Consider the following 22,560-nt stretch of genomic DNA (forward strand, 5'->3'; position numbering starts at 1 on the left):
GAACATCGGTCGGCGCCCACGGCAACTGCTCCAGTCTACCTGAACAGCGTTGACCCCGTCCTGATTCCTCGGCGGCCGTGCCGCCTGCCGAAACGGACACCTGTGACGGCACTCACATCAACGGCGATTCGCCGCCGGGCGGTACCCTGCGCTGGTGTCCGCCCCAAGCGAACCCGCACCGACTCCGACCGGCCCGGCCGGCGGCGTCGTGACCGATCCCGCGCTCGTCGACCTGCTCGGCCTGGTGGCCTTCGGTGAGCTGCTCGCCTTCGAGCGGATGGCCGCCGACGCCCGGCTGGCTCCCGACCTGCGCCGACGGGCGGCGTTGGGCGAGATGGCCGCCGCGGAGATCCGCAACTACCGGCGGCTCGCCGACCGGCTGGGCGACCTCAGCGTGCTGCCCGACGACGCGATGGCGGTCTACGTGGAGCCGTTGCAGGCGTACCACGACTCGACCGAGCCGAGGGACTGGGCCGAGGCGGTGACCAAGGCGTACGTCGGAGACGGCATCACCGACGACTTCATCCGGGAGATCGCCGGGGCGCTGGCCGAGCCGGACCGGGGGCTCGTGCTGGAGGTGCTGCACGAGTCGCGCTACGCGGACTTCGCCGCCGCCGAGATCCGCGCGGCCATCGAGGCCGACCCCCGGGTCGCCAACCGGCTCTCCATGTGGGCGCGTCGGCTGGTCGGTGAGGCGCTGTCGCAGGCCGGTCGGGTCGCGTCCGCCGACCGGGGGGCGTTGACCGCGCTCATCGCGCGGGGGGAGCAGGTGGACGTGCAGGGCCTGTTCCGCAGGTTGACCGCCGCCCACACCGCCCGCATGGGCGCCGTCGGACTCAACAACTGACCGGGGACGCCGCGGCAGGTGACCGGCACGTGCCGCGGCGTCGGACCGCGTCGACGGGTGTGGGGCGGGTGCGCCCGCGGCTCAGCGGACGGTGAACCCGACGGCCCGGGGGGACGCCTCGGCGATCTCCACGTAGGCGACCTTGTCTACCGGCACGATGACCCGCCGGCCCTTCTCGTCGGTGAGGGAGAGCGTGCCGCCGTTGCCGGCGATGGCGTCGGTCACGATCTGCTCGATCTCGGCCGGCGACTGCGCGCTCTCCAGAACCAGCTCGCGCGGCGCGTACTGCACGCCGATCTTGACCTCCACAGTGCCTCCTCAACTGGGGCGAATATGCCGCCCTGCGAAGGCTATCCGATCACGCGGGCGGCGGTCAGGCTGACTCACCTTGCAGCGGGAAGCTCGCGATGCCCCGCCAGGAGAGCGCGGCGACCAGCGCCTCGGCCTCCGCCTTGGCCACCTGCCGGCCGCTGGCCAGCCAGAACTGCGCGGCGGTCTCGGCCGCACCGACCAGCCCGGACGCGAGCAGCTCGGCGTGCGACCGGCTCACACCGGTGTCCGAGATGATCGTGTCGGTGATGGCCGCGATGCAGCCCTGCTCGACCCGCTCGACCCGCTGGCGCACGGCCGGGTCGTTGCGCAGGTCCGACTCGAAGACGAGGCGGAACGCCTCGCTCTCGTGGTCGACGAAGTCGAAGTACGCGCGGACCGAGGCGCTGACCCGCTCCTTGTTGTCGGTGGTGCCGCGCATCGCGTCCTGCACCTTCGCCACGATGGCGTCGCAGTGCGTGTCGAGCAGCGCCAGGTAGAGCTCCATCTTGCCGGGGAAGTGCTGGTAGAGCACCGGCTTGGAGACCCCCGCGCGCTCGGCGATGTCGTCCATCGCGGCCGCGTGGTAGCCCTGCGCGACGAACACCTCCTGCGCGGCGGCGAGCAGCTGCTTGCGGCGCGCGGAACGGGGCAGGCGGGTGGGCCGGCCGGCGGTCTGTGCACTGTTCCCCACAGCGGTCATGGGAGCCTCCGAGTTCTTCGTACGAGCCGGCATTTCACCCGAACCGGTCGGGGCTGTTCGCCCGTCGCGGAATTGGCCCGCCGCTGTAACTTATCGCCACTCTCACCACACGGTAGCCTCAGCGGGGGCGACCAAGGAGCGCGCGGTGAGTGAAGCAGGGCAACCCGGTGCCGCCACCCCGGGAGAGCACGGCGACGGGACCGGTCCGCAGGAGGACCAGTCCCGCTCCGGCGGCGGATGGGTGCCCCCGGCGGCCGGTTGGCCCCCGGAACCGGCCGCGCCCTGGCGTCGGTCCGACCCGACCCCGGGATGGGCCACCTCCTCCCCCCAACACGGTGACCTGCCCGCTCCGGTGCCCGGCACGTCCGGTGCCGCGCCGCGCCCGCACGCCAACGGCCACCGGGCCAACGGCTACCCGCACGCCCCCGCCGAGGCGCCGTCCGCCCGCCAGTCCCCGGTCAGCGCCCCGCCCGGCCTCTCCGGCGACCCACGCCGGGACACCGACGGGGACCGTCTGGTGGTGCCGGCCCCGCGTCCCGCGCCCGCCGTCGAGCAGTCCTCCGGGCCGGCCGAGCCGGAGCCCAATCCGGCACGGCACGCCACCGAGGAGCCGCCGACGACGCGCGCGTCCCGGTGGGCCGAGCCCGGGCTGCCGACGTCGGCGCCGCCCGCCGTGCAGGTCCCGCCGGTCGGCACGGCCGCCAGCGGCTTCGAGGTGCCGCCCGGCCTCCACGCGCCGACGGCCGACCGGTCACCGGAGCCGCCGTCCACCCGGGACGAGGCGCGCGGCTGGGACCCGGCGTACCCGCCCGGGCCGGCGCCGCACGACCCGCGTGCGTTCCCGCCGCCCACCGAGCCCCGGCCCGGCGACCGCGCCGAGCAGCCGCCCACCGGTGACCGCGCCTTCGGCGAGGGTCCGGCGAGCCGCGCCGCGGCCGACGGTCCGGCCGCCGGCGGGGGACCGGCCTACGACGCCGACCGCGCGCGGGCCGGCTGGGAGTCCGGCGACCGGGTGTCCGGCATCGACCGCGGGCCCGGCAGCGACGCCGACGCAGGTCCGACCAGCTCACCGTTCGGCGCGCCGGCCCGCCCGGCGGAGCCGGGATCGGCCCCGGTGACGGACCGCCGGGCACCGCTCGCCGAGCCGGAGTGGTCCGGTCCGAGCTGGAACCAGCCGAGCTGGGGGAACGAGTGGGCGCCCCCGTGGGCACGGGTGGAACCGGAGGCGGCCGGTCGCCGGGCCCGCGACCGCTCCGAGCCGGCCGGACACGACGAGCCGGGTGACCGCTGGGAGCCGTCCGGTCGCCGAATCCGCGACGAGGCCGAGACGTTGTCGTCGGCTCCCGGGACGCCCGGCCGCCGGGCCCGGGACGAAGCCGAGACGTCGGCTCCCGAGGCGCCCGGCCGCCGGGCCCGGGACCAGGCTGAGCCGGTGCCGTTCCGCCCAGGTCCGGAGTCGTCCGGCCGGCGGGCCCGCCCGGAACCCGAGACCCGCGACGCGGAGCCCGGCGCCGGTCGCCGCGCGCGCGACGAGCGGCCCGCCTGGGCTGCCGAGCCGCAGCGGGCGTACGAACCGGTCCGTGCCGACGCGTACCCCGCACCCGCCGAATCGGGCCGCGGCCCCGACATCCGGCCGGTGTACGAGCCGCCCGCCGGCCGGGCGCCGGCGACCCCCCCGGCCCCACCGGCCGACCGGTCCGCCTGGGCGCCGGAGCGGCCGGCCAGCGCGCCCCCCGCCGCCGCGGCCGCGGGCACCCCTGACGGGGATGACGCCACGCTGGAGAGCCGCCGGCCGTTCCGCCTCCGCCCGGAAGCCCCCGCGCCGGCGGATCAGCCCGCCACCGCACCGAAGGCCGCCGGCCCCGCCACGAGTCCCGCCGCCGAGCCCGCCACGAGCGGCGCCGGTGGCCGCGACCGCATCCCCACCGCGCCCGCCCCGACGAGCGCACCCCCCTACGCGGCCCGCCGATCCGCCCCGGAGCCGGCACCGACGGCCGGGCCGGTCGGCGACGACCGGCTGCCGGACCCTGCGTCGGCGGTGTTGCCGCAGCGCGTCCCCGCCGAGCCGGACGTGCCCGTCGTGCCGGAGCCGCCAGCCGTGGAGCCACCCGCCGAGACCCCGGAACTCGCCCGCATCGCCACCCACCTCCGCCGCGACGACGAGCCGGCCCCGCTGCGCGACCGGCCCGAGGGCTTCGACGTGGACGCCATCCTCGACGCCGTGCGCGGAGTGGCGGGCGTCCGCGACGCCGAGTTGCGCCGCACCCAGGCCGGCGCGCACAGCCTCCGCCTCGACCTCGCCGACGGTGCCGACCCCGCCGAGGTGAGCCGGCACGTCGCCCGGCTCCTCCAGGAGCGGATGGGCCTCGCCGCCGCCCCGCAGAACGTGCCCGGGGTGCCCGCCGAGCCGGCACCTCCGGTCCGCCGGCGGTCCGCCGAGCGGTCCGCCGCCGAGCCCCGGACCGCCGAGTCGCGGGTGCCCCGCCCGCCGGCCGGGCGGGACGCCCTGCCGTCGCGGTCCGAGCGGCCGGAGGCGGCCCTGCCGGAAACCCCGCGCCGACGCCGGCAGTCCAGCGGGCCGCACCGGGGCCGGGCCACCGTCGACGAGCCGGGTTCGGTCGCCGCGCCGGCCGCGCCCACCGGCAGCCCGGCGACCGTCGGGACGTCGTACACCGGAGGCCAGGTCACCACGACGGAGGCGGCGCCGTCCCGGCCGCTGGACACCGGCGGCCGGCCGGGCCCGCGGGTGGTCATCGACCACGTGCAGGTCAGCACGTTCGGGCTCGACGCCACGGTGGAGGTGCGGCTGACGACCGCCGGCGCGCCCGCTGCCGGGTACGCGACCGGCCCGGCCGTCGACGGGTACGTGCTGCGCCTGTGCGCGGTGGCCGCCGCCGCGGCGGTCGACGAGCTGCTGCGCGGGTCCGGGCCCGAGTCGGGCCCGGGGCGCTGCTTCGTGGAGCACGCGGCCGTGGTGCCGTTCGGCAACTGCGAGGTGGCCACGGTGGTGGTGCTGCTCGTCTGCGACGGCTGGGTCGAGCAGCTCGCCGGCTCCGCGCTGGTCGCCGGCGACCCGCGCCAGGCCGTCGTCCGGGCGACCCTGGCCGCGGTGAACCGCCGCCTCGAGGCGCTGCTCGCCTGACCGCCGCCGGATGCGCTGCCGGTCGCCGTGACCACGGGCAGACTGGAGCGATGAAGCGCGCCACCCTCTGGCCGGACGACGTGCTTCCCGAGCACTCCGTCCCGCCCCCCTGGCCCGGTCGCGAGGTACGCCTCGACGGCACCGTCACGTACGTCCGGGAGACTCCGGCGACCGCGCCCGGTGCGGAGCCGGCGCTGTACGTCCACGGCCTCGGCGGCTCCTCGCAGAACTGGACCGACCTGGCCGGCCTGCTCGCCCACCGGCTGGACGGGCAGGCCATCGACCTGCCGGGCTTCGGCCGCAGCGAGCCGGGCCGTCGCTACACGGTTCCCTCGTTCGCGCAGCGGGTGGTCCGCTGGATCGAGCACTCCGGCCGTGGCCCGGTGCACCTGTTCGGCAACTCGCTGGGCGGCGCGATCTCGGTGCAGGTGGCGGCGGCACGCCCGGACCTGGTCCGGACGCTGACCCTGATCTCACCCGCCCTGCCGTTCCTCGACTTCCGGCGATCGTTGCAGGGCCGGATGCTGCCGCTGTTGGCGATCCCCCGGGGCGAGCGGCTGGCCGCCTGGCGGCTGGCGCAGCTGGCGCCCGAGGTGATGGCCCAGCAGGTGATCGAGGCGTGCGTCGCCGATGTGAGCCGGATCAGCGAGCAGCGCCGCCGGGAGGCGCTGGAGGAGATCCGGGTCCGCTACGAGGCCGCCCACTACGCCGCCGCGTACGTCCGGACGTTCCGAGGGCTGGTCTCCTGCTTCCTGCGGTCCTACCTGCCCGGCTCCGGGTCGATGTGGCGGCTGGCCGGCATGGTGCGGGCGCCGACGCTGGTCATCGGTGGCCGGCACGACCGCCTGGTGGACGTGCGGGTCGCGCCGCAGGCCGCCCGCGCCATCCCGGACAGCCGGCTGCTCATGCTGGACGGGGTCGGTCACGTCGCCCAGCTCGAGGTGCCGCGCCTGGTCGCCCGCGCTGTCCTGCCGCTGCTCGCCGAAACGGGGGACTCCGCGAAGCGGCCCGACATGGCAGGCTGAGCGGGATGCCCTCCGCCCGTGGTACCGCCAGCTCATCGACGCACGCTCGTACCCCCGCCGTCCAGCCGGGCACTCGGGGCGGCCGGGCCGCCGTGCCGCCCCCGGTGTCGACCGGCGGTCGCGCGACCGGGCCGGCCGGCCGCCGGACGCCCCCGCCGGCTGGTGGCCGGGCGACCCCGGCTGAGGGCCGGGTGACATCGGCCGGTGGTCGGGGGATCCCGGCTGCGGGCCGGACCGGGCGTCCGCCCGCCCAGCGCGCCGGTGGTCGTGCCGGGACCTCGGCGGGTGCCGGAGGCCGTACGCCGTCCCGCCCGCCGGCCGGCGCGGTCCGTGGCCGGCACCGGCGCCGGAGCAGGCGGGCCCGGCGGGTGCTGGAGGCGATGGTTCTCGTGCTGGCGGTCGTCGCGGCGGTGGCGGTGGTCACCGACCAGCGCGGTGCCGATGTCGGCGCGGAGGTGGTCGCCGCGCCGACGCCGGTCCCGTCGGTGGCACCCACGTCGGCGGCACCCAGCCCGGCACCGACGACGGTGGCGGCGGAGCCGACGGCGCGTCCGGTGTTCCAGATCCCGGGGCCGGTGCCGTCGGCCGGGCAGGGCACCTTCGGGTACGACGATCGCACCGGGCCGCTGCTCGGCGAGGCGGGCACGCTGCGCCGGTACCGGGTCGCCGTGGAGAACGGGGCGCAGGAGGACGTGGCAGAGTTCGCCGCCACCGTCGGGGAGGCGCTCGCCGGGCCGGGGAGCTGGGTCGACGGTGGCCGGCTGCGGCTGCAGCAGGTGCCGGGCGACGCCGCCGCCGACTTCACCGTCTACCTGGCCACCGCGCAGACGGCCGGCCGGATGTGTCTCGCGGGTGGGGTGGACATCCGGATCGGTGGGCGCCCGTACACGTCCTGCCGGGCACCCGGGAAGGTCATCATCAACCTGGACCGGTGGCGACTGTCCGTCCCGCACTTCGTCGCGATGAAGGTGCCGCTGCCGGTCTACCGGCTGTACGTGGTGAACCACGAGGTCGGGCACCAGCTGGGCAACCGGCACGAGCGCTGCCCCGGTGCGGGCCGGCCGGCCCCGGTGATGATGCAGCAGACCCTCTTCCTCGACGGCTGCGTCGCGAATCCCTGGCCGTACGTGGATGGGCGGCGGTACACCGGCCCGCCGGTCTGACGTCGACACATCAAAGGCGTTAGCGCGCATTTGTGGGGAATTGCCCGATTATTCTGCGACGCTGGCGTCATGACCGCGCCGTCCTCTTCCGGCCCGTCCGCTCGCCCGCCCCGGCCGGGCCGGGTCCGCATGCGGCGCCGGCGCCGCCGTGCCCTGCGGCTCGGCGTGGTCCTGCTGCTCGCCGCGGCGGCGTCGGTGGCGCTGGTCCGGGCCGCCGAACCGCCGGCGGGCAGCCCGCCCGACCGCACCTCGTACGGGGCTGCCGCCGAGCGGCCGCAGCCGGGCGGCTACCCGCGCGTCGGGGCGGGCAGCTTCGTCACCGCGACCGGCGACACCGACGTCCGGGGCGCCGACGGGCCGCTGCGCCGCTACCGGGTGGCCGTGGAGCGCGACATCGGCCACGACGCCGGCACCTTCGCGGCGACGGTCGACGAGGTGCTCGGCGACTCCCGCAGCTGGATCGGCTCGAGTGAGCTGCGTGTGCAGCGGGTCGAGGACGCGGACCTCGCGGACTTCACCGTCTACCTCGCCACCCCGGACACGTCGGAGCGGATGTGCGCCGAGGGCGGCCTCAGCACCGAGGGCTACACCTCCTGCCGCCTGCCCGGCCAGGTGATCATCAACCTGGCCCGCTGGGTGGAGGGGGTACCCGACTACGGGGCGCCGCTCGCCGTGTACCGCAGCTACGTCATCAACCACGAGGTCGGGCACGAGTTCGGGGAGTGGCACGAGGCCTGCCCGGGCCCCGGGGCGCCGGCACCGGTGATGCAGCAGCAGACGTACGGGCTGGACGGCTGCGTCGCCAACCCCTGGCCGTACCTGGACGGCCGGCGGCACGCGGGCGAGCCGGTGCCGGGCACATGAGTTATTCCCGCTCCCGCAGTGCGGACGAGTGTCGCTCCTCATGGCCGACCGGCCGCCCGGCGAGCGACAATGGCCCGGTTCGCCACCGCCGATCCCGGGGAGTCCACCGTGTCGCTGCCCCCGCTCGTCGAGCCCGCCGCCGAGCTGACCGTTGACGAGATCCGCCGCTACTCCCGCCACCTGATCATTCCGGATGTCGGTGTCGAGGGCCAGAAGCGGCTGAAGAACGCCCGGGTGCTCTGCGTCGGCGCGGGTGGCCTCGGCTCCCCGGCCCTGATGTACCTGGCCGCCGCCGGGGTGGGGACGCTCGGCATCATCGACTTCGACACCGTCGACGAGTCCAACCTCCAGCGCCAGATCATCCACGGCGTCTCGGACGTCGGCCGCTCCAAGGCCGAGTCCGCCGCGGCCTCCATCCGGGAGATCAACCCGCTGGTCAACGTGGAGATCCACAACACCGCGCTGGACCGGGACAACGTCCGCGAGATCTTCGCCCAGTACGACCTGATCGTCGACGGCACCGACAACTTCGCGACCCGGTACATGGTCAACGACGCGGCGGTGCTGCTCGGCAAGCCGTACGTGTGGGGGTCGATCTACCGGTTCGACGGCCAGGCGTCGGTGTTCTGGGCCGAGCACGGCCCCTGCTACCGCTGCCTCTACCCGGAGCCCCCGCCGCCCGGCATGGTCCCGTCCTGCGCCGAGGGCGGCGTCCTCGGCGTGCTCTGCGCGTCGATCGGCTCGATCCAGGTCAACGAGGCGATCAAGCTGCTCGCCGGCATCGGCGAGCCGCTGGTGGGCCGGCTGATGGTGTACGACGCCCTGGAGATGACCTACCGCAAGATCAAGGTCCGGAAGGACCCGAACTGCGTTCTGTGCGGCGAGAACCCGACGGTCACCGACCTGCTCGAGGACTACGAGGACTTCTGCGGCGCGGTGTCGGTCGAGGCGCAGGAGGCGGTGGTCGACTCGACCATCACCGCCCTGGAGCTCAAGGAATGGCAGGACGCCGGCAAGGACGTGTTCCTGGTCGACGTCCGGGAGCCGGCCGAGTACGAGATCGTGCGGATCCCCGGCGCGCGCCTGATCCCCAAGGGCGAGATCGTCTCCGGGGAGGCGCTGGCGGAGTTCCCGCAGGACAGGCAGATCGTGCTGCACTGCAAGTCCGGTGTCCGCTCGGCCGAGGCGCTCGCCGCCCTGAAGGCCGCCGGATTCCGGGACGCGGTGCACGTCCAGGGCGGCGTCCTCTCCTGGATCAAGCAGATCGACCCGTCGCTGCCGGCGTACTGACGTAAGGAAGGGCCCCTTCTTAACGCCTGGCGTAGAGGAGGGGCCCCTTCTTAACACGCGGGGCCTCGGTGCGGTGGGCCCGCGTCGGGTGGCCGATTCACCGAGGCGGAGTCGCGTTTGCACAGGTAGCGTGACCGCCGTGGTGGATATCGACGCCGCGATCGGCTTCGTGGTGGCTCACGGGGACGTGGTGGACCGTGCCCGGCTGTCCCGGTTGCGTACCGGCACGCCGCCCGGGCCGGACGTGCTCGACGTGGCCGAGGGCGGCCAACTGCCGGACGGCGGCTGGCCCGCGTACCTCGAGGGCAAGGTGGCGTCCGTCGACGCCACCTGCTTCCGGCTCGCCGAGCTGGACGACCTGGGCGCCATCGGCCGGCCGGCCGCCCGGCGCGCGCTGGACTGGCTCGCGTTCCGCCAGTTGCCCGACGGCGGCTGGGAGGAGGACGCCGCGCTGGCTGACACCGCGCCGGAGTGGGCCCGGCCGGGAGACCCGGAGGCCGGGTTCTACCTGACGGCGAACGCCGCGTTCTGGCTGACCGTCGCCGGGCTGGACGCGCGTGCCGCCGGGCCGTTGGACCACCGGGTCGGCGGGGTGTACGCGGGCGTCGTGCACGCCGCGGCGCTGTCGCTGGTCGCGCGGCTCAACCCGGACGGCAGCTGGCCGTCCTTCCTCGCCGCCGGGTGGCTGAGCGCGGGGGTGCTGTTCCGCCAGGAGATGTTCCAGGAGTCCGCGCGAATCCAGGTGGCGCTCGCCGAGCGGATCGCCGACATGTCCCCGGCCAACGTCGCCTGGCTGGCCGCGTCCCTGCGCCGGGTGGGCGTCGACGAGCAGGACTGGATCCTGGTGCGGGCCCGCCGCCGGCTGGCCGAGACGCAGCGTAGCGACGGCGGCTGGGAGAGCGACGACGGGCACCAGTTCGACGTGCATGCGACCCTGACGGCGATCCGCGCCTGCCGCTGACACGCGGCGTGCGGCGTGCGGCGCGCGGCGTGGGGCGCGCGGCGTGCGGCGTGGGGCGTGGGGCGTGCGGCGTGCGGCGTGCGGCGTGCGGCGTGCGGCGTTAAAAGGGGACCCCTCCTCTACGCCAGACGTTAAGAAGGGGCCCTTCCTTTCACCGCAGGTGACCGGTCCCGGTGACGACGTATTTTGTGCTGGTCAGCTCCGGCAGCCCCATCGGGCCGCGGGCGTGCAGCTTCTGGGTGGAGATGCCGATCTCCGCGCCGAAGCCGAACTCACCGCCGTCGGTGAAGCGGGTGGACGCGTTCACCATCACGGCCGCCGCGTCCACCCGGGCGACGAACTCCCGCGCCGCCGCCTGCGAGTCGGTGACGATCGCCTCGGTGTGCCCGGTGCCGTACCGCCGGATGTGCGTGACCGCCGCCTCCAGCGTGTCGACGACGGTGACGGAGATGTCCGCCGACAGGTACTCGGTGGCGAAGTCCTCGTCGGTGGCCGGCACCACCGCGGCGGAGAACGCGGCCACCCGGCTGTCGCCGTGCACGGTCACCCCCGCCTCGGCGAACGCGGCCAGCATCGGCGGCAGGAAGGCGTCGGCGACGTCGGCGTGCACCAGCAGCGATTCGGCGGTGTTGCAGGTGGAGAGGCGCTGCGTCTTCGCGTTCAGCGTGATCGCCACGGCCTTCGACACGTCCGCCGCGGCGTCCACGTAGACGTGGCAGTTGCCGACGCCGGTCTCGATCACCGGCACGGTCGACTCCTCGACCACCGTGCGGATCAGCGACGCCCCGCCACGCGGGATGAGCACGTCGACCAGGCCTCGGGCGCGCATCAGCTCCTTGACCGAGTCGCGGGAGGCGGCGTCGAGCAGCTGCACCGCGTCCGCCGGCAGGCCGGCGCCGGCCACCGCGTCCCGCAGCACCGCGACCAGCGCGGCGTTCGAGTGCATGGCGGAGGAGGAGCCGCGCAGCAGCGCGGCGTTGCCGGATTTCAGGCAGATGCCGGCGGCGTCGACGGTGACGTTCGGCCGGGCCTCGTAGATGATGCCGACGACCCCGAACGGCACCCGGACCTGCCGCAGTTCCAGGCCGTTCGGCAGGGTGGAGCCCCGGACGACCTCGCCGACCGGGTCCGGCAGCGCGGCCATCTGGCGCAGCGCGTCCGCGATGCCCGCCACGCGCCCCTCGTCGAGCGCGAGCCGGTCCAGCACGGCCGCGCTCAGCCCGGCCGCGCGCCCGGCGGCCAGGTCCGCGGCGTTCGCGGCCAGGATCTCCGGCGTACGCGCCACCAGCGCGTCGGCCATCGCGTGCAGCGCGGCGTCCTTGACGGTACGCGTGGCGACCGCGAGGGCCTCCGCCGCCGTCCGGGCCCGCCGCGCCTGCTCGACGACGCTCATCCTGTACTCCTCGGTGTTAGGAGGGGTCCCTTGTACAACGCCAGGAGTTAACAAGGGGCCCTTGCTTACAACAGCACCAGGTCGTCGCGGTGGACGACCTCCCGCTCGTACGCCGGGCCGAGGGCCGCGGCGAGTTCGGACGTGGAGCGCCCGAGCAGGCCGGGCAGCTCCACCGCGTCGTAGTTGACCAGCCCTCGGGCCACCGCCGCGCCCTCGGTGTCGACCAGGTCCACGGGGTCGCCGGCGGTGAACGCGCCGTCGACGGCGGTGATGCCGGCCGGCAGCAGTGACTTGCGCCGCCCCACGACCGCCTGCACCGCTCCCGGGTCCAGGTGCAGCCGGCCCCGGGGCGAGGTGGCGTGGGCGAGCCAGAACAGCCGGGCGGCCGGCCGCCGCCGGCTGGGGTGGAAGAGGGTGCCGACGGGATCCCCGGCCAGCGCCTCGGTGGCCAGGCCGGCGGCGGTGAGCACCACCGGGATGCCGAAGCCGGTGGCGATCCGGGCCGCCTCCACCTTTGTCACCATGCCACCGGTGCCGACCCCGGCCCGGCCGGCGCCGCCGATCGTCACCCCGGACAGGTCCCGGTCGTCGCGCACCTCGGCGATCCGCGCCGAACCCGGGCGGGTCGGGTCACCGGTCCAGAGCGCGTCGACGTCGGAGAGCAGGACCAGCAGGTCGGCGTGGACGAGGGCGGCCACCAGGGCGGCCAGCCGGTCGTTGTCGCCGAACTTGATCTCCTCGGTGGCGACGGTGTCGTTCTCGTTGACGATCGGCACCGCGCGCAGGTCGAGCAGCTTGCGCAGGGTCCGGTACGCGTTGCGGTAGTGCGCCCGCCGGGTCACGTCGTCGACGGTGAGCAGCACCTGCCCGACGGTGAGCCGGTGCCGGGCGAAGGCCGCCGCGTACCGCCCGATCAGCTGCCCCTGCCCGACGCTGGCGGCGGCCTGCTGGGTGGCCAGGTCGCGCGGGCGGCGGGCCAGCCCGAGCGGGGCGAGCCCGGCGGCGATCGCGCCGGAGGAGACCAGCACGACCTCCCGGCCCTGACCGGCGAGGGCGGCGAGGGTGTCCACGAGCACCTCGACCCGCCGGTCGTCCAGGCCGCCCGTGGCGGTGGTCAACGAGGAGGATCCGATCTTGACGACCACCCGCCGGGCCGTCGTCACCATGTCGCGCACCCGCCCATTCTGCGTGGTCGGTCCCGCGCCGCCCCGCCGCGTTCCCATATCGTGGCGCGTCGTGGGACCGGAGGAGTACGTCGAGGCGGTGCTGGAACTGGTCGAGCGCATCCCGCCCGGCCGGGTGATGTCGTACGGGGCGGTGGCCGACGCGCTCGCCGAGCGGTCGGGCCGGTCGTCGGCGCGGCTGGTCGGGTCGATCATGGCGCGGCACGGTGGTGGGGTGCCGTGGCACCGGGTCGTGACCTCGTCCGGGCGGCTGCCGCCCGGTCACGAGCGGGAGGCGCGGGCCCGGCTGCTCGCCGAGGGGGCGCCGCTGCGGGGTGCCGGCGTGGACATGCGGGCGGCGAGCTGGTCCCCGGAAGAGGGGATGTGACCGCCGTCATAACGTGAGTAACATTCGGCGTCATGGACGCGCCGCCGGCTGGGACAGGCTCGCCCGCCGGCGGGGTGCTGCCGCGGCGGGTGCACGCCGGGTACGCGCTCGGCTCGCTCGCCACCGGCGCGTTCGGCACGGTGCCCGGGCTGCTCCTGCTGCCGTACCTGACCGACACGCTCGGCGTCGCGGCGGGCGTGGCCGCCCTGCTCGTGCTGCTGCCGAAGGCGTGGGACGTGCTGGTCAACCCGGTCGCCGGGCGGATCTCCGACCGCACCCGCTCCCGGTGGGGCCCCCGCCGGCCGTACCTGCTGGGCGCCGGCATCGCCCTCGGCGTGCTCTTCGCCGCGATCTTCGCCGCGCCGTTCGGGACCGGGGCGGCGGCCGGCCCGTACGTGGCTCTCGCCTTCCTCGCCACCGCCACCGCGTTCGCCTTCTTCCAGGTGCCGTACGTGGCGATGCCGGCCGAGCTGACCGGCGACTACACCGAACGTACCCGGCTGATGACCTGGCGGATCGCGGTGCTGGCGCTGGCCATCCTGGTCTCCGGCGCGGTGGCGCCGCTGGTCCGGGACGCGGGCGGCGGCGGCCTGGCCGGGCACCGCTGGATGGGAGTCTTCGTCGCCGGCCTGATCGTGCTCGGTGCGGTCGGCGCCTTCCTCGGCACCCGTTCCGCGCCCGCCGGCACGGCCGCGGGAAGCGAGCCGACGCTGCGCGCGCAGCTCGCGGTGGCCGGTCGCAACCGGGCGTTCCGGGCACTGCTGGTCTGCTTCGTGATCCAGTCCGCCGGGGTGGCGACGATCCTGGCCGGCGTGGACTACTTCGCCACGCAGATCCTGCGCGACCCGGAGGGCGGGCCGACGGTCCTGTTCGTCTGCTTCGTCGGGCCGGCCCTGCTGGTGATGCCGCTGTGGAGCCGGGTCGGGCGGCGGTTCGGCAAGCTCGCCGGGCTGGTCGCCGCGTCCCTGATCTTCGCCGCCGGCGCGCTGGCGCTCGTCGCCGCTCCTGTGCTCCCGGTCGTCGGCATCTACCTGCTGGTCGCGCTGATCGGCGTCGGGTACGCGGGCCAGCAGGTCTTCGCGCTCGCCATGCTGCCGGACTGCATCGCGTACGACGAGGCGCGCACGGGGCGGCGGCAGGCGGGCGTGTTCACCGGCCTGTGGACCGCGGGGGAGACCTTCGGCCTGGCGCTCGGTCCGGGCATCTTCGGGCTGGTGCTGGAGTTCTCCGGCTACGTTCCCTCGGACACCGGCGCGGCGGCCGCCCAGCCGGACAGCGCCCGCCTGGGCATCCTCCTCGGCTTCACGGTCCTCCCCGCGCTCCTGGTGGCGGCGGCCACCCTCCTCCTGCGCCCCTACGACCTGACTCCGGCAGCGCTCGCCGCCGCCGCGCCCGACTCCGGCGATCGCGGAGTCGTGCTGGCGACGGAGGCCGCTCACCACCACAGAGAGGGCACCACAACTCTATGATCGACGAGAGCGGGCTGCCCGCGCGCGGGTTGCCCGCCGAGCGGGTTCTCCAGGAGATCCGGGCACTGCGCGACGCCGACCGGCCGACGCACGGAGGGCGGCTGTTCGCGTACGTCTACGACCCGGCGGTGGACGGGCTGGAAGCCCTGACCGCCGCCGCGCACGCCGAGAGCGCCCACGTCAACGGGCTCGACCCGACCGCGTTCCCGTCCCTGCTCGCGATGGAGAACGCGCTGGTCGGCGCGGCGGCCCGGCTGCTCGGCGGCGGCCCGGGCGCCGGCGCGCCGGACGTCGTCGGCAACGTGACCAGCGGCGGCACCGAGTCGCTGATCCTGGCGGTGAAGGCCGCGCGGGACGCCCGCCCGGACCTCACCGAGCCCCGGATCGTGGTTCCGGCCACCGCCCACGCCGCCTTCGCCAAGGCGGCCCACTACCTGCGGGTGGCCCTGGACATCGTGCCGGTGCCGGCGGAGACGCTGCGTCCCGACCCGGCCGCCGTCGCCGCCGCGATCCGGCCGGAGACCGTGCTGGTCGCCGCCTCCGCGCCGTCGTACGCGCACGGCGTCGTCGACCCGGTCGCCGAGGTCGCGGAGACCGCCGCCCGCGCCGGGGTGCGTTGCCACGTGGACGCGTGCTTCGGCGGCTGGACCCTGCCCTGGCTGCGCCGTCTCGGCGAGCCGGTGCCGCCGTTCGACTTCACCGTGCCGGGCGTCACCTCGATCTCCGTCGACCTGCACAAGTACGCGTACACCCCGAAGGGCGTGTCGGTGCTGCTGCACCGGGAGGCGGCGCTGCGGGCACCGCAGTACTTCGCGTACGCCGACTGGCCCGGCTACACGATGGTCAACCCGGTGATCGCCTCCACCCGCTCCGGCGGGCCGATCGCCGCCGCGTACGCCACCCTCCGGCACCTGGGGGAGGACGGGTACCTGCGGCTCGCGTCGCTGACCCGGGACGCGGTCGCCGGCCTGGCCGACGCCGTGCGCGGGGTCGAGGGGCTGCGGCTGATGGCCGAGCCCGAGTCCACCGTCGTGTGCTTCACCAGCACCGGGCCGGAGCTGGACCTCTTCGTGCTCGTCGACGAGCTGGCCGCCCGGGGCTGGCACACCCAGCCGCAGCTGTCGTACGCCGGGCTGCCGGTGAGCGTGCACCTCACGGTGACCGCGTCGGTGGCGCCGCAGGTGGCCGGCTTCGGCCCGGACCTGGCCGACGCCGTGGCGGCGACCCGAGCGGCCGGGCCGGTCCGGCTCCCGTCGGAGCTGCTCGCCCTCGCCGGGGCGCTGACGCCGGAGACACTCACGGCGGACCTGGTGGCCGGCCTGGCGGCCGGGCTCGGACTCGGGGCCGGCGCCGCTCCGGTGCCGGACCGGATGGCGACCGTGAACACCCTGCTCGACGCCGCACCGCCGGCGCTGCGTGAGCGGCTGCTGGTGGAGTTCGTCGGGCTGCTCCAGCGGCCGACCTGGTGACACCGTCGAGGCTGGGGGATACCCCGACAGGACGGAGCCGGGGTGGCCGCACGGCCCCCCGGCTCCACCATCGCGGTCTCAGCTCGCGGCGGCCACCGTCACGGTGAACGAGGCCGTGTTGTCCGCCGGGTCCGGGTCGGGGACGACGTTCCCGTCCCACATCGTGTCGAGGTCGAACGTCACCGTGCCCAGCGCGCCGGGCGCGGTCCCCGGCTCGGCGCGCAGGAGCACGTCGAAGGTGCGGGTCTCACCGTCGATGAACTGCTCACCCGGTACCGCGAACCAGGTGAAGAAGCTCGGCAGGTCCTGCGGGTCGGTCCCCCAGATCATGACCCCCGCGGGCAGGCCGATGGCCTCGACCGAGAGGTGCTCGTGCGCCGCGTCCCCGTCCCAGGTGACGGTGACCGGCAGCCGCCCGAGGTAGCTGCCGTCCTCCTGCGGGGTCAGGGTGACCGCGCCGGCCGTGGTGATCGACACGTCGGCCTGCTGGTCCTGGACGTACGGGACCGGGTTGCGCAGCGAACCGGTGGTGGACCGGAACAACGTGGTGAACCGCTCCCGGTCGGCGACGTCGTCACGACCGTCGCCGCTGTTCACCGAGATCAGGCCACCCTTGATGGTCATCGCGACGTCCCGGGTGGGGGTGAGCGCGTGGAAGTTCACCGTGAACCTCCGCCGCTCACCCGGCTCGAGGAGCGACCCCGGCACCATGCAGTTGATCTGCCGCCGGTTGTCCACCAGCCCGTTGAAGACGCAGGCCTCCTCCGGCGTCAGCCCCTCGAACGAGCCGCCGACCGGCTCGACGAACGTGACGCTGTAGTAGGTCGCGGTGGTGCCGAGGTTGGTCACGGTGACCGGCAGGCTGCCCCGGTAACCGCGGTCGGTCGGGTCGAGTACCAGCCGGCCCACGTCCAGCGAGGCGGCCTTCCGGTCGGGTGCCGCGACGGCGGGCGCGGCGAGGGCGAACAGCGCGGTCGCCGCACCGAGCAGGGCGATCGCCGCGCGGTGGCCCGTGCGTGTGGTCATGAAATCCTCCCGTGATCCCCGTTGGCGCGCGGGTGTGTTCCCGTCGCGCATCGCCGGTAGCACGCTCAGCCCGGGACGCCGGTTGCACGCCTGACGGTCCGCGATCCGACACTTTCGCCCGGCAGGCCCACCCGGAATGCGGTACGGCCCGTCGGTGCTGTCCGACGGGCCGTACCCGGGAAGGTCAGGCGGTCTCAGCCGCCGTCCACGGCGGACATGGAGAACGACGCGGTGTTGTCCGTGGGGTGGGCATCGGCGACGAGTTCCCCGCCCTGTCGGGTGGCTACCTGGACCGTCGTCACTCCCAGCGCCCCCGGCGCGGTTCCCGGCTCGGCCCGCAGCAGCACGTCGACCGTCCGCTCCTCGCCCTTCCGGAACGCGCCACCCGGCACCGTGAACCAGGTGTGGAAGCTGGGCAGGTCTGGCGGCTCGACTCCCCGGATCACCACCCCCTTCGGCAGGTTGATGGCCTCGACGTAGAGGTACTCGTGCGCGGCGTCGCCGTTCCACCGGACCGTCACCGTCAGCCGCCCGAGAAAGCTGCCGTCGTCCTGCCGGATCAGCGTCGCCGTGGCGGGCGTGGTGATCGACGCGTCGGCGCGCTCGGCCGGGGCCTCGGAGAGGTGCGGGTTCGGCCCGAAGGACGTGGGACCGGCCACCTGCGTGAAGCGGTCACCGGTCCAGCGGTAGCCCCGCCACTGGCGCTGCGACCAGTCCAGCGGCCAGCCACCGCCGGGCGCCAGGTCCGCCACCTCCACCCGGACGACCCCGGCGCCGGTCACCTCGAGCCCCAGGATCCATTGCGGACCCGAGCGTACGGTGCGGGTGACCTGGCCGACGGTGACGATCTCGCCGCGCTCGTCCCGGTCGAACGCCACCACCTGCATCGGGCCGCCGGTACCGAGCACGCACTGCACCAGCGCCACGGTCTCCGGCGCGCCGTCACCGTCGGCGTCGCCGTGGTCCAGTGCCAGCAGCGTGTTGGTCTCCTCGCGGGCGTCGGCGGTCAGCCGGATCCCCTCGGTCGGACAGCCGGGGCCGGCCCGCCAGGCGGGCAGGCTCAGCTTCGCGGCCAGCAGCTGGGGACGTGTGATCCGACCGTCCGGAGGCCCGAGGGGCGGGCCGGCGGTGCTCGGCGTCGGCGTGGGCGCAATCGGCGAGGGACCTGGCGCGGACGAGGTGGGCGCCGGTGTCTCTCCGGGCACGGGCGGCGCGCCGCCGCGGCGGTCCAGCGTGGCGTGCGCGGCTACCGGGACCGCCACCGCGAGCGCCACGGCCGCCGCGACGGTGACCGCCGCCCGCCGGTGCCGTCGGCGGACCGTCTCCCGTACCGCCTGCGGGCCCGCCGGGTGCACCGCCGTCACGGCGGCCTCCCGGTACGTCGCGAACTCCGCGCCGAGCAGGATGTCCTCGACCTCACTCATCGTCGCCACCTCCGACGCCACTCAGCTGTGCGGCCAGCGCCGCCCGGCCCCGGTGCAGCCACGACTTGACGGTGCCCTCGGGCACCTCCTCCTGCTGGGCGATCTGCGTCACCGACAGGTCCGCCAGGTAGTGCAGCACCACCGCCCGGCGTTGGGCGGGGGGCAGGTGCGCAAGCGCGGCGGTCAACGCGACCCGGTCCGGGCTCGGCCCGGCCACGTGTTCCTCCCGCTGGCGCCGCAGCCAGGACTGGGCCGTCCGCAACCGGCGCCACCGGCTGGTCGCGAGGTTCCAGGCGACCCGGCGTACCCAGGCGACCGGGTCGTCGTAGCGGGCGACCCGGGACCACCGGGCGAAGGCCCGGCAGAAGGCCTCCTGCACGACGTCCTGAGCCTGTTGCAGGTCGCCGCAGTACGCGGCGAGCTGAACCGTCAGCGACCGGAAGTGGGCGTGGTACAGCTCGTCGAAGTCGACGCCGTCACGTCGTCCACCGCGCGGCGGCCGGATGGTCGTCCGGTCGGGGGGTGGCTCGTCGACCCGTTGCTCCCTCGTCACCGTCACCTGGTCCTCCCCGTGTGGCGGCCGCGTCGCGGCACGCTCGTCACACGCCTCGACGCCGGCGCCGGTTGCGTCGGTTGCCGCCGGCCAGTTGTGGTTGACTGTCAGATCGGGGACAGGCGAGGGGAGGCCCGAGGTGCAGTTGCCGGCGGTGCTCGGGGAGCCGATCCGGTTCGTCCTGAACTGGGGCCGCCGCTACTCGCTCTGGGTCTTCAACTTCGGCCTCGCCTGCTGCGCCATCGAGTTCATCGCCACCAGCATGAGCCGGCACGACTTCATGCGCCTCGGGGTGATCCCGTTCGCCCACGGTCCCCGCCAGGCGGATCTCATGGTGGTCTCCGGCACCGTCACCGACAAGATGGCGCCCGCGATCAAGCGGCTGTACGACCAGATGCCCGAGCCGAAGTACGTCATCTCGTTCGGCGCCTGCTCGAACTGCGGCGGGCCGTACTGGGACTCGTACTCGGTGACCAAGGGTGTCGACCAGCTCATCCCGGTCGACGTCTACGTGCCGGGCTGCCCGCCCCGGCCGGAGGCGCTGCTGCACGGCATCCTGCGCCTCCAGGAGAAGATCGCCGCCGAGAGTTCCGGCGTGGGCGGTGTCGCCCGCCCGGACGCGCTCGCCCCGCCGGTCCCCGCCCCGCCCCGCGACGGCACCGGGCCGCGCTCGGCCGAGTCCCTCACCGCCCCGCCGGTCCGCCCGCCCGCGTCGGCCTGACGCCCCAGGCCCCGCGTCGAGTCCCGGGCGGGCCTGCGGCTCCGCCCGGCTCGACCGACAACGTCGACACCGGCCCTGGCGGCCCGGAGCCCGCGCCGGCCGCAGCGGGAAGGCCGGTGACCGATCCGGTGAGGCGGACTGGGCGGTCGGCCGACGGCTCGGGGTGGTCGGTGGGCGCTAGCGTGCGCACCATGACCGACTCCGCGGACCGGCGTTCCGCCTTCATCGTCGACGTGCTCACCGAGGAGTTCGGGGAGTCGATGGCGCTCGACCCGGCGGCGTTCCGCCGCAAGTTCCGCAAGATGGCGGCCTCGCCGTTCGCCTTCTACCGGGGCAGCGCCGCCCTCTTCTACGCCGACCAGCGTGGCGACTTCGCCGACGACGCGTTCCTGGACGGGCGGACCAGCCGGGTGTGGATCCACGGCGACCTGCACGCGGAGAACTTCGGCACGTACATGAACGCCTCCGGGCAGCTCGTGTTCAACGTCAACGACTTCGACGAGGCGTACGTCGGGCCCTTCTCCTGGGACGTGAAGCGCTTCGCGGCGAGCGTGGCGCTCCTCGGGTACGCCAAGGCGCTCTCCGACGACGTGATCAGCGACCTGGTCGGCGTCTTCGCCCGGTCGTACCTCGCCGAGCTGCGCGGCATCGCCACCGGCGGGGACGACGCGATCGGCTCGATCACCCTGGCCACCGCCGACGGGGTGCTGCTGCGGGTGCTCCAGCAGGCCCGGCTCAACACCCGGGTCGAGCTGCTGGCCGGGCAGACCACCATCGACAACTACGAGCGGCGGTTCTCCCTCGGCGACGGGGTCTTCGAGATCGACCGGGACACCCGGGACAAGGTCTGCGCCGCCTACGAGGACTACCTGGACACCCGGCCGCCGTCGGCGGCGAAGCTGCGGCCGGTCGCCGCGCAGATCAAGGACGTGGTGCTGCGCAAGGGGGTGGGCATCGGGTCGGCCGGGCTGCCGTCGTACAACCTGCTGCTGGAGGGGCACACCCAGGCTCTGGAGAACGACGTCGTCCTCTACATGAAGCAGGCGCAGGTGCCGGCGGTGGCGCGGCACATCACCGACGAGACGGTGCGCGGCTACTTCCGGCACCAGGGGCACCGCACGGCCGAGTCCCAGCGGGCCCTGCAGGCGTACGCGGACCCGTGGCTGGGCTTCACCGAGCTGGACGGGGTCGGTCAGCTCGTCGCCGAGGTCTCCCCGTACGCGGCGGACCTCGACTGGGCCGACGTCAACGAGCCGGAGGAACTGGCCAACGTCCTCGGTCACCTGGGCCACGCGGTCGCCCGGATGCACTCGGTCGCCGACGACGAGTCCAGCCACGACCTGGTCGACTACTCCACCGAGGAGGCGATCGTGGCCGCGGTGGGTGACGACACCGACGGGTTCGTCGCGCACCTGGTCGAGTTCGCCCACCGGTACGGCGTCCGCACGCGGCAGGACCACCAGCTCTTCGTGGACGTGTTCCGCAACGGCCGGCTGCCCGGCATCTGAGCGGGGGCGTGCCGGCCGTCCGGCGCGGCCGGCCGGCGCCGCTCAGGAGGTGAAGTCCAGCATCACCTTGATGTCCTCACCGGTGTGCTCGTACGCCACGGCGAAGTCGGACATCGGCACCCGGCGGGTGATCAGCGAGTTGAGCCACGACTGGTCGGCCCGGGCCAACGCCTCGGCGGCCTGGTCCCAGTGCCGGCGGTTGGCGTTGACCGAGCCGAAGACGACGTTGTTCTCCAGCACCAGCTCCCGGTTCAGGGCGCCGGCGTCGAAGTCGATGGTGCGGCCGCCGCTGGAGACGCCGGTCAGGCACACGATGCCGTTCGGTCCGACCTTGCACATCGCGTCCAGCACCACCACGGGCGCGCCGGTGCACTCCACCAGCACGTCCGGGTTGAAGTCCAGCTCGTTCACGGGCGTCGTGTGGTACGTGGCGCCCAGCGCCCGGACCAGGTCCGGCTTCGGTCCCGTGGTGTTCCGGTCGAGCACGTGCACGGTCAGTCCGCGTTGGGTCCCGAGCAGCGCCGCCAGCAGGCCGATCGGTCCGGCGCCGGTGATCAGCACGGTCTGCGGGTTCCACTCGGCGCGGTTGCCGATCCGTTCGATGTGGTCCCACGCCTTGGCGACCACGCTGGCCGGCTCCAGGAGCATCCCCACCGGAGCGAGGACGGGGTCGAGCCCCACGGCGAACTTCGGCTGCACCCGCCACCGCTCCCGGGCGAAGCCGGGCAGCCCCTTGATGCCGTGCTCGGTGTACCGCCCGTTGCGGCACATGTCCCACTCGTCGACCGCGCAGTTGGGGCAGGGCACCGGGTCGGGGTGCCGCACCACGCCGGCCACCAGGTCGCCGGGTTCCAGGGAACCCGTCGGGTCCTCCAGCACCCGGCCCAGCGCCTCGTGCCCGATGACCAGCCGTTCCTGGCCCGGTGGGGCCTCGCCGTAGTGCCCGGCGATGATCTCCAGGTCGGTGCCGCAGATGCCCACCGCGAGCGCCTCGACCAGGATCGCTCCCTCCTCGGGGGCCGGCTCGGGCCAGTCGTCCAGGAGGCGCAGCGAGTCGGGGACCCCGGGAGCCACAGTCACAGCGCGCACGGCCCTCATCTTTCCCCGGGCGGCGGCGGTGCGCCTCCGGAATGCGGCAGAAG

The 22,560-nt window shown here is 74.9% G+C and carries 20 protein-coding genes; 12 read left to right on the forward strand and 8 right to left on the reverse strand.

Translation table 11 applies throughout. From position 1 onward, the window contains the following. The first annotated feature begins 154 nt into the window (after positions 1-154). On the forward strand, positions 155-847 hold the full coding sequence (locus GKC29_RS07715) for a ferritin-like fold-containing protein (protein ID WP_230688953.1): 693 nt from the start codon (positions 155-157) through the stop codon (positions 845-847). 81 nt (positions 848-928) lie between these two features. Here GKC29_RS07715 and GKC29_RS07720 read toward each other — a convergent pair whose 3' ends face one another. After that, positions 929-1,156 carry a DUF3107 domain-containing protein gene (locus tag GKC29_RS07720; RefSeq protein WP_155330173.1) on the reverse strand — a complete coding sequence of 76 codons (228 nt, stop codon included), beginning with the start codon at positions 1,154-1,156 and terminating at the stop codon, positions 929-931. 64 nt (positions 1,157-1,220) lie between these two features. Further along, entirely contained in the window at positions 1,221-1,859 is a 639-nt protein-coding gene (locus tag GKC29_RS07725) for a TetR/AcrR family transcriptional regulator (protein WP_155330174.1), read from the reverse strand. A gap of 1,213 nt (positions 1,860-3,072) precedes the next feature. On the opposite strand from GKC29_RS07725, the gene GKC29_RS07730 reads away from it, so the two are divergent. From GKC29_RS07730 to GKC29_RS07755, 6 genes are all read left to right on the forward strand, one after another. After that, positions 3,073-5,001 (forward strand): hypothetical protein, encoded by a 1,929-nt coding sequence (locus GKC29_RS07730; RefSeq protein ID WP_370463355.1) that lies wholly within the window; start codon positions 3,073-3,075, stop codon positions 4,999-5,001. A gap of 50 nt (positions 5,002-5,051) precedes the next feature. Beyond that, a complete protein-coding gene (locus GKC29_RS07735; RefSeq protein ID WP_155330176.1) occupies positions 5,052-6,026 on the forward strand; it encodes an alpha/beta fold hydrolase in 975 nt (324 codons plus the stop codon). Positions 6,027-6,406: 380 nt separating this feature from the next. After that, the gene (locus GKC29_RS07740; RefSeq protein ID WP_155330177.1) at positions 6,407-7,189 is read left to right on the forward strand and encodes a DUF3152 domain-containing protein; all 783 of its coding nucleotides are present in this window, start codon (positions 6,407-6,409) and stop codon (positions 7,187-7,189) included. Between the two features lie 69 nt (positions 7,190-7,258). Next, the gene (locus tag GKC29_RS07745) at positions 7,259-8,053 is read left to right on the forward strand and encodes a DUF3152 domain-containing protein (RefSeq protein ID WP_155330178.1); all 795 of its coding nucleotides are present in this window, start codon (positions 7,259-7,261) and stop codon (positions 8,051-8,053) included. Between the two features lie 69 nt (positions 8,054-8,122). Beyond that, entirely contained in the window at positions 8,123-9,343 is a 1,221-nt protein-coding gene (gene moeZ / locus GKC29_RS07750) for an adenylyltransferase/sulfurtransferase MoeZ (protein ID WP_196255833.1), read from the forward strand. A gap of 130 nt (positions 9,344-9,473) precedes the next feature. Further along, complete coding sequence (locus tag GKC29_RS07755) at positions 9,474-10,304, forward strand: prenyltransferase/squalene oxidase repeat-containing protein (protein WP_155330180.1); 831 nt, start codon at positions 9,474-9,476, stop codon at positions 10,302-10,304. Positions 10,305-10,455: 151 nt separating this feature from the next. Here GKC29_RS07755 and GKC29_RS07760 read toward each other — a convergent pair whose 3' ends face one another. Beyond that, a complete protein-coding gene (locus tag GKC29_RS07760; RefSeq protein ID WP_155330181.1) occupies positions 10,456-11,697 on the reverse strand; it encodes a glutamate-5-semialdehyde dehydrogenase in 1,242 nt (413 codons plus the stop codon). A gap of 65 nt (positions 11,698-11,762) precedes the next feature. Continuing rightward, positions 11,763-12,920 (reverse strand): glutamate 5-kinase, encoded by a 1,158-nt coding sequence (gene proB / locus GKC29_RS07765; protein ID WP_155330182.1) that lies wholly within the window; start codon positions 12,918-12,920, stop codon positions 11,763-11,765. A gap of 13 nt (positions 12,921-12,933) precedes the next feature. Between proB and GKC29_RS07770 the strand changes: the two genes are divergently transcribed. Genes GKC29_RS07770 through GKC29_RS07780 form a run of 3 tightly spaced genes read left to right on the forward strand, consistent with a single transcriptional unit; the run spans position 12,934 to position 16,186 of the window. After that, positions 12,934-13,248, forward strand: coding sequence for an MGMT family protein (locus GKC29_RS07770; RefSeq protein WP_155330183.1), 315 nt, complete (start codon positions 12,934-12,936; stop codon positions 13,246-13,248). Between the two features lie 32 nt (positions 13,249-13,280). Then, positions 13,281-14,717 carry an MFS transporter gene (locus GKC29_RS07775; protein WP_155330184.1) on the forward strand — a complete coding sequence of 479 codons (1,437 nt, stop codon included), beginning with the start codon at positions 13,281-13,283 and terminating at the stop codon, positions 14,715-14,717. Next, complete coding sequence (locus tag GKC29_RS07780) at positions 14,714-16,186, forward strand: aminotransferase class V-fold PLP-dependent enzyme (protein ID WP_155330185.1); 1,473 nt, start codon at positions 14,714-14,716, stop codon at positions 16,184-16,186. The genes GKC29_RS07775 and GKC29_RS07780 overlap by 4 nt, the downstream gene beginning before the upstream one ends. Positions 16,187-16,264: 78 nt before the next feature. Here GKC29_RS07780 and GKC29_RS07785 read toward each other — a convergent pair whose 3' ends face one another. The 3 genes from GKC29_RS07785 to GKC29_RS07795 form a co-directional block, all read right to left on the reverse strand. Then, on the reverse strand, positions 16,265-17,212 hold the full coding sequence (locus GKC29_RS07785) for a hypothetical protein (RefSeq protein ID WP_155330186.1): 948 nt from the start codon (positions 17,210-17,212) through the stop codon (positions 16,265-16,267). A 194-nt stretch (positions 17,213-17,406) separates the two neighbouring features. After that, positions 17,407-18,636, reverse strand: a complete 1,230-nt coding sequence (locus tag GKC29_RS07790) for a hypothetical protein (protein WP_155330187.1) — start codon at positions 18,634-18,636, stop codon at positions 17,407-17,409. Beyond that, positions 18,629-19,195 carry an RNA polymerase sigma factor gene (locus GKC29_RS07795; protein WP_155330188.1) on the reverse strand — a complete coding sequence of 189 codons (567 nt, stop codon included), beginning with the start codon at positions 19,193-19,195 and terminating at the stop codon, positions 18,629-18,631. The genes GKC29_RS07790 and GKC29_RS07795 overlap by 8 nt, the downstream gene beginning before the upstream one ends. A gap of 133 nt (positions 19,196-19,328) precedes the next feature. On the opposite strand from GKC29_RS07795, the gene GKC29_RS07800 reads away from it, so the two are divergent. Together GKC29_RS07800 and GKC29_RS07805 are read left to right on the forward strand one after the other, a co-directional pair. Next, positions 19,329-19,910 carry an NADH-quinone oxidoreductase subunit B gene (locus GKC29_RS07800; RefSeq protein WP_155330189.1) on the forward strand — a complete coding sequence of 194 codons (582 nt, stop codon included), beginning with the start codon at positions 19,329-19,331 and terminating at the stop codon, positions 19,908-19,910. Positions 19,911-20,101: 191 nt separating this feature from the next. Next, on the forward strand, positions 20,102-21,418 hold the full coding sequence (locus tag GKC29_RS07805) for a DUF2252 domain-containing protein (protein WP_155330190.1): 1,317 nt from the start codon (positions 20,102-20,104) through the stop codon (positions 21,416-21,418). Between the two features lie 42 nt (positions 21,419-21,460). Here the strand turns inward: GKC29_RS07805 and GKC29_RS07810 are convergent, their stop codons facing one another. After that, complete coding sequence (locus tag GKC29_RS07810; protein ID WP_196255834.1) at positions 21,461-22,507, reverse strand: glucose 1-dehydrogenase; 1,047 nt, start codon at positions 22,505-22,507, stop codon at positions 21,461-21,463. Between the last annotated feature and the right edge of the window lie 53 nt (positions 22,508-22,560).

The organism is Micromonospora sp. WMMC415 (assembly GCF_009707425.1).
Taxonomy (GTDB): Bacteria; Actinomycetota; Actinomycetes; order Mycobacteriales; family Micromonosporaceae; genus Micromonospora.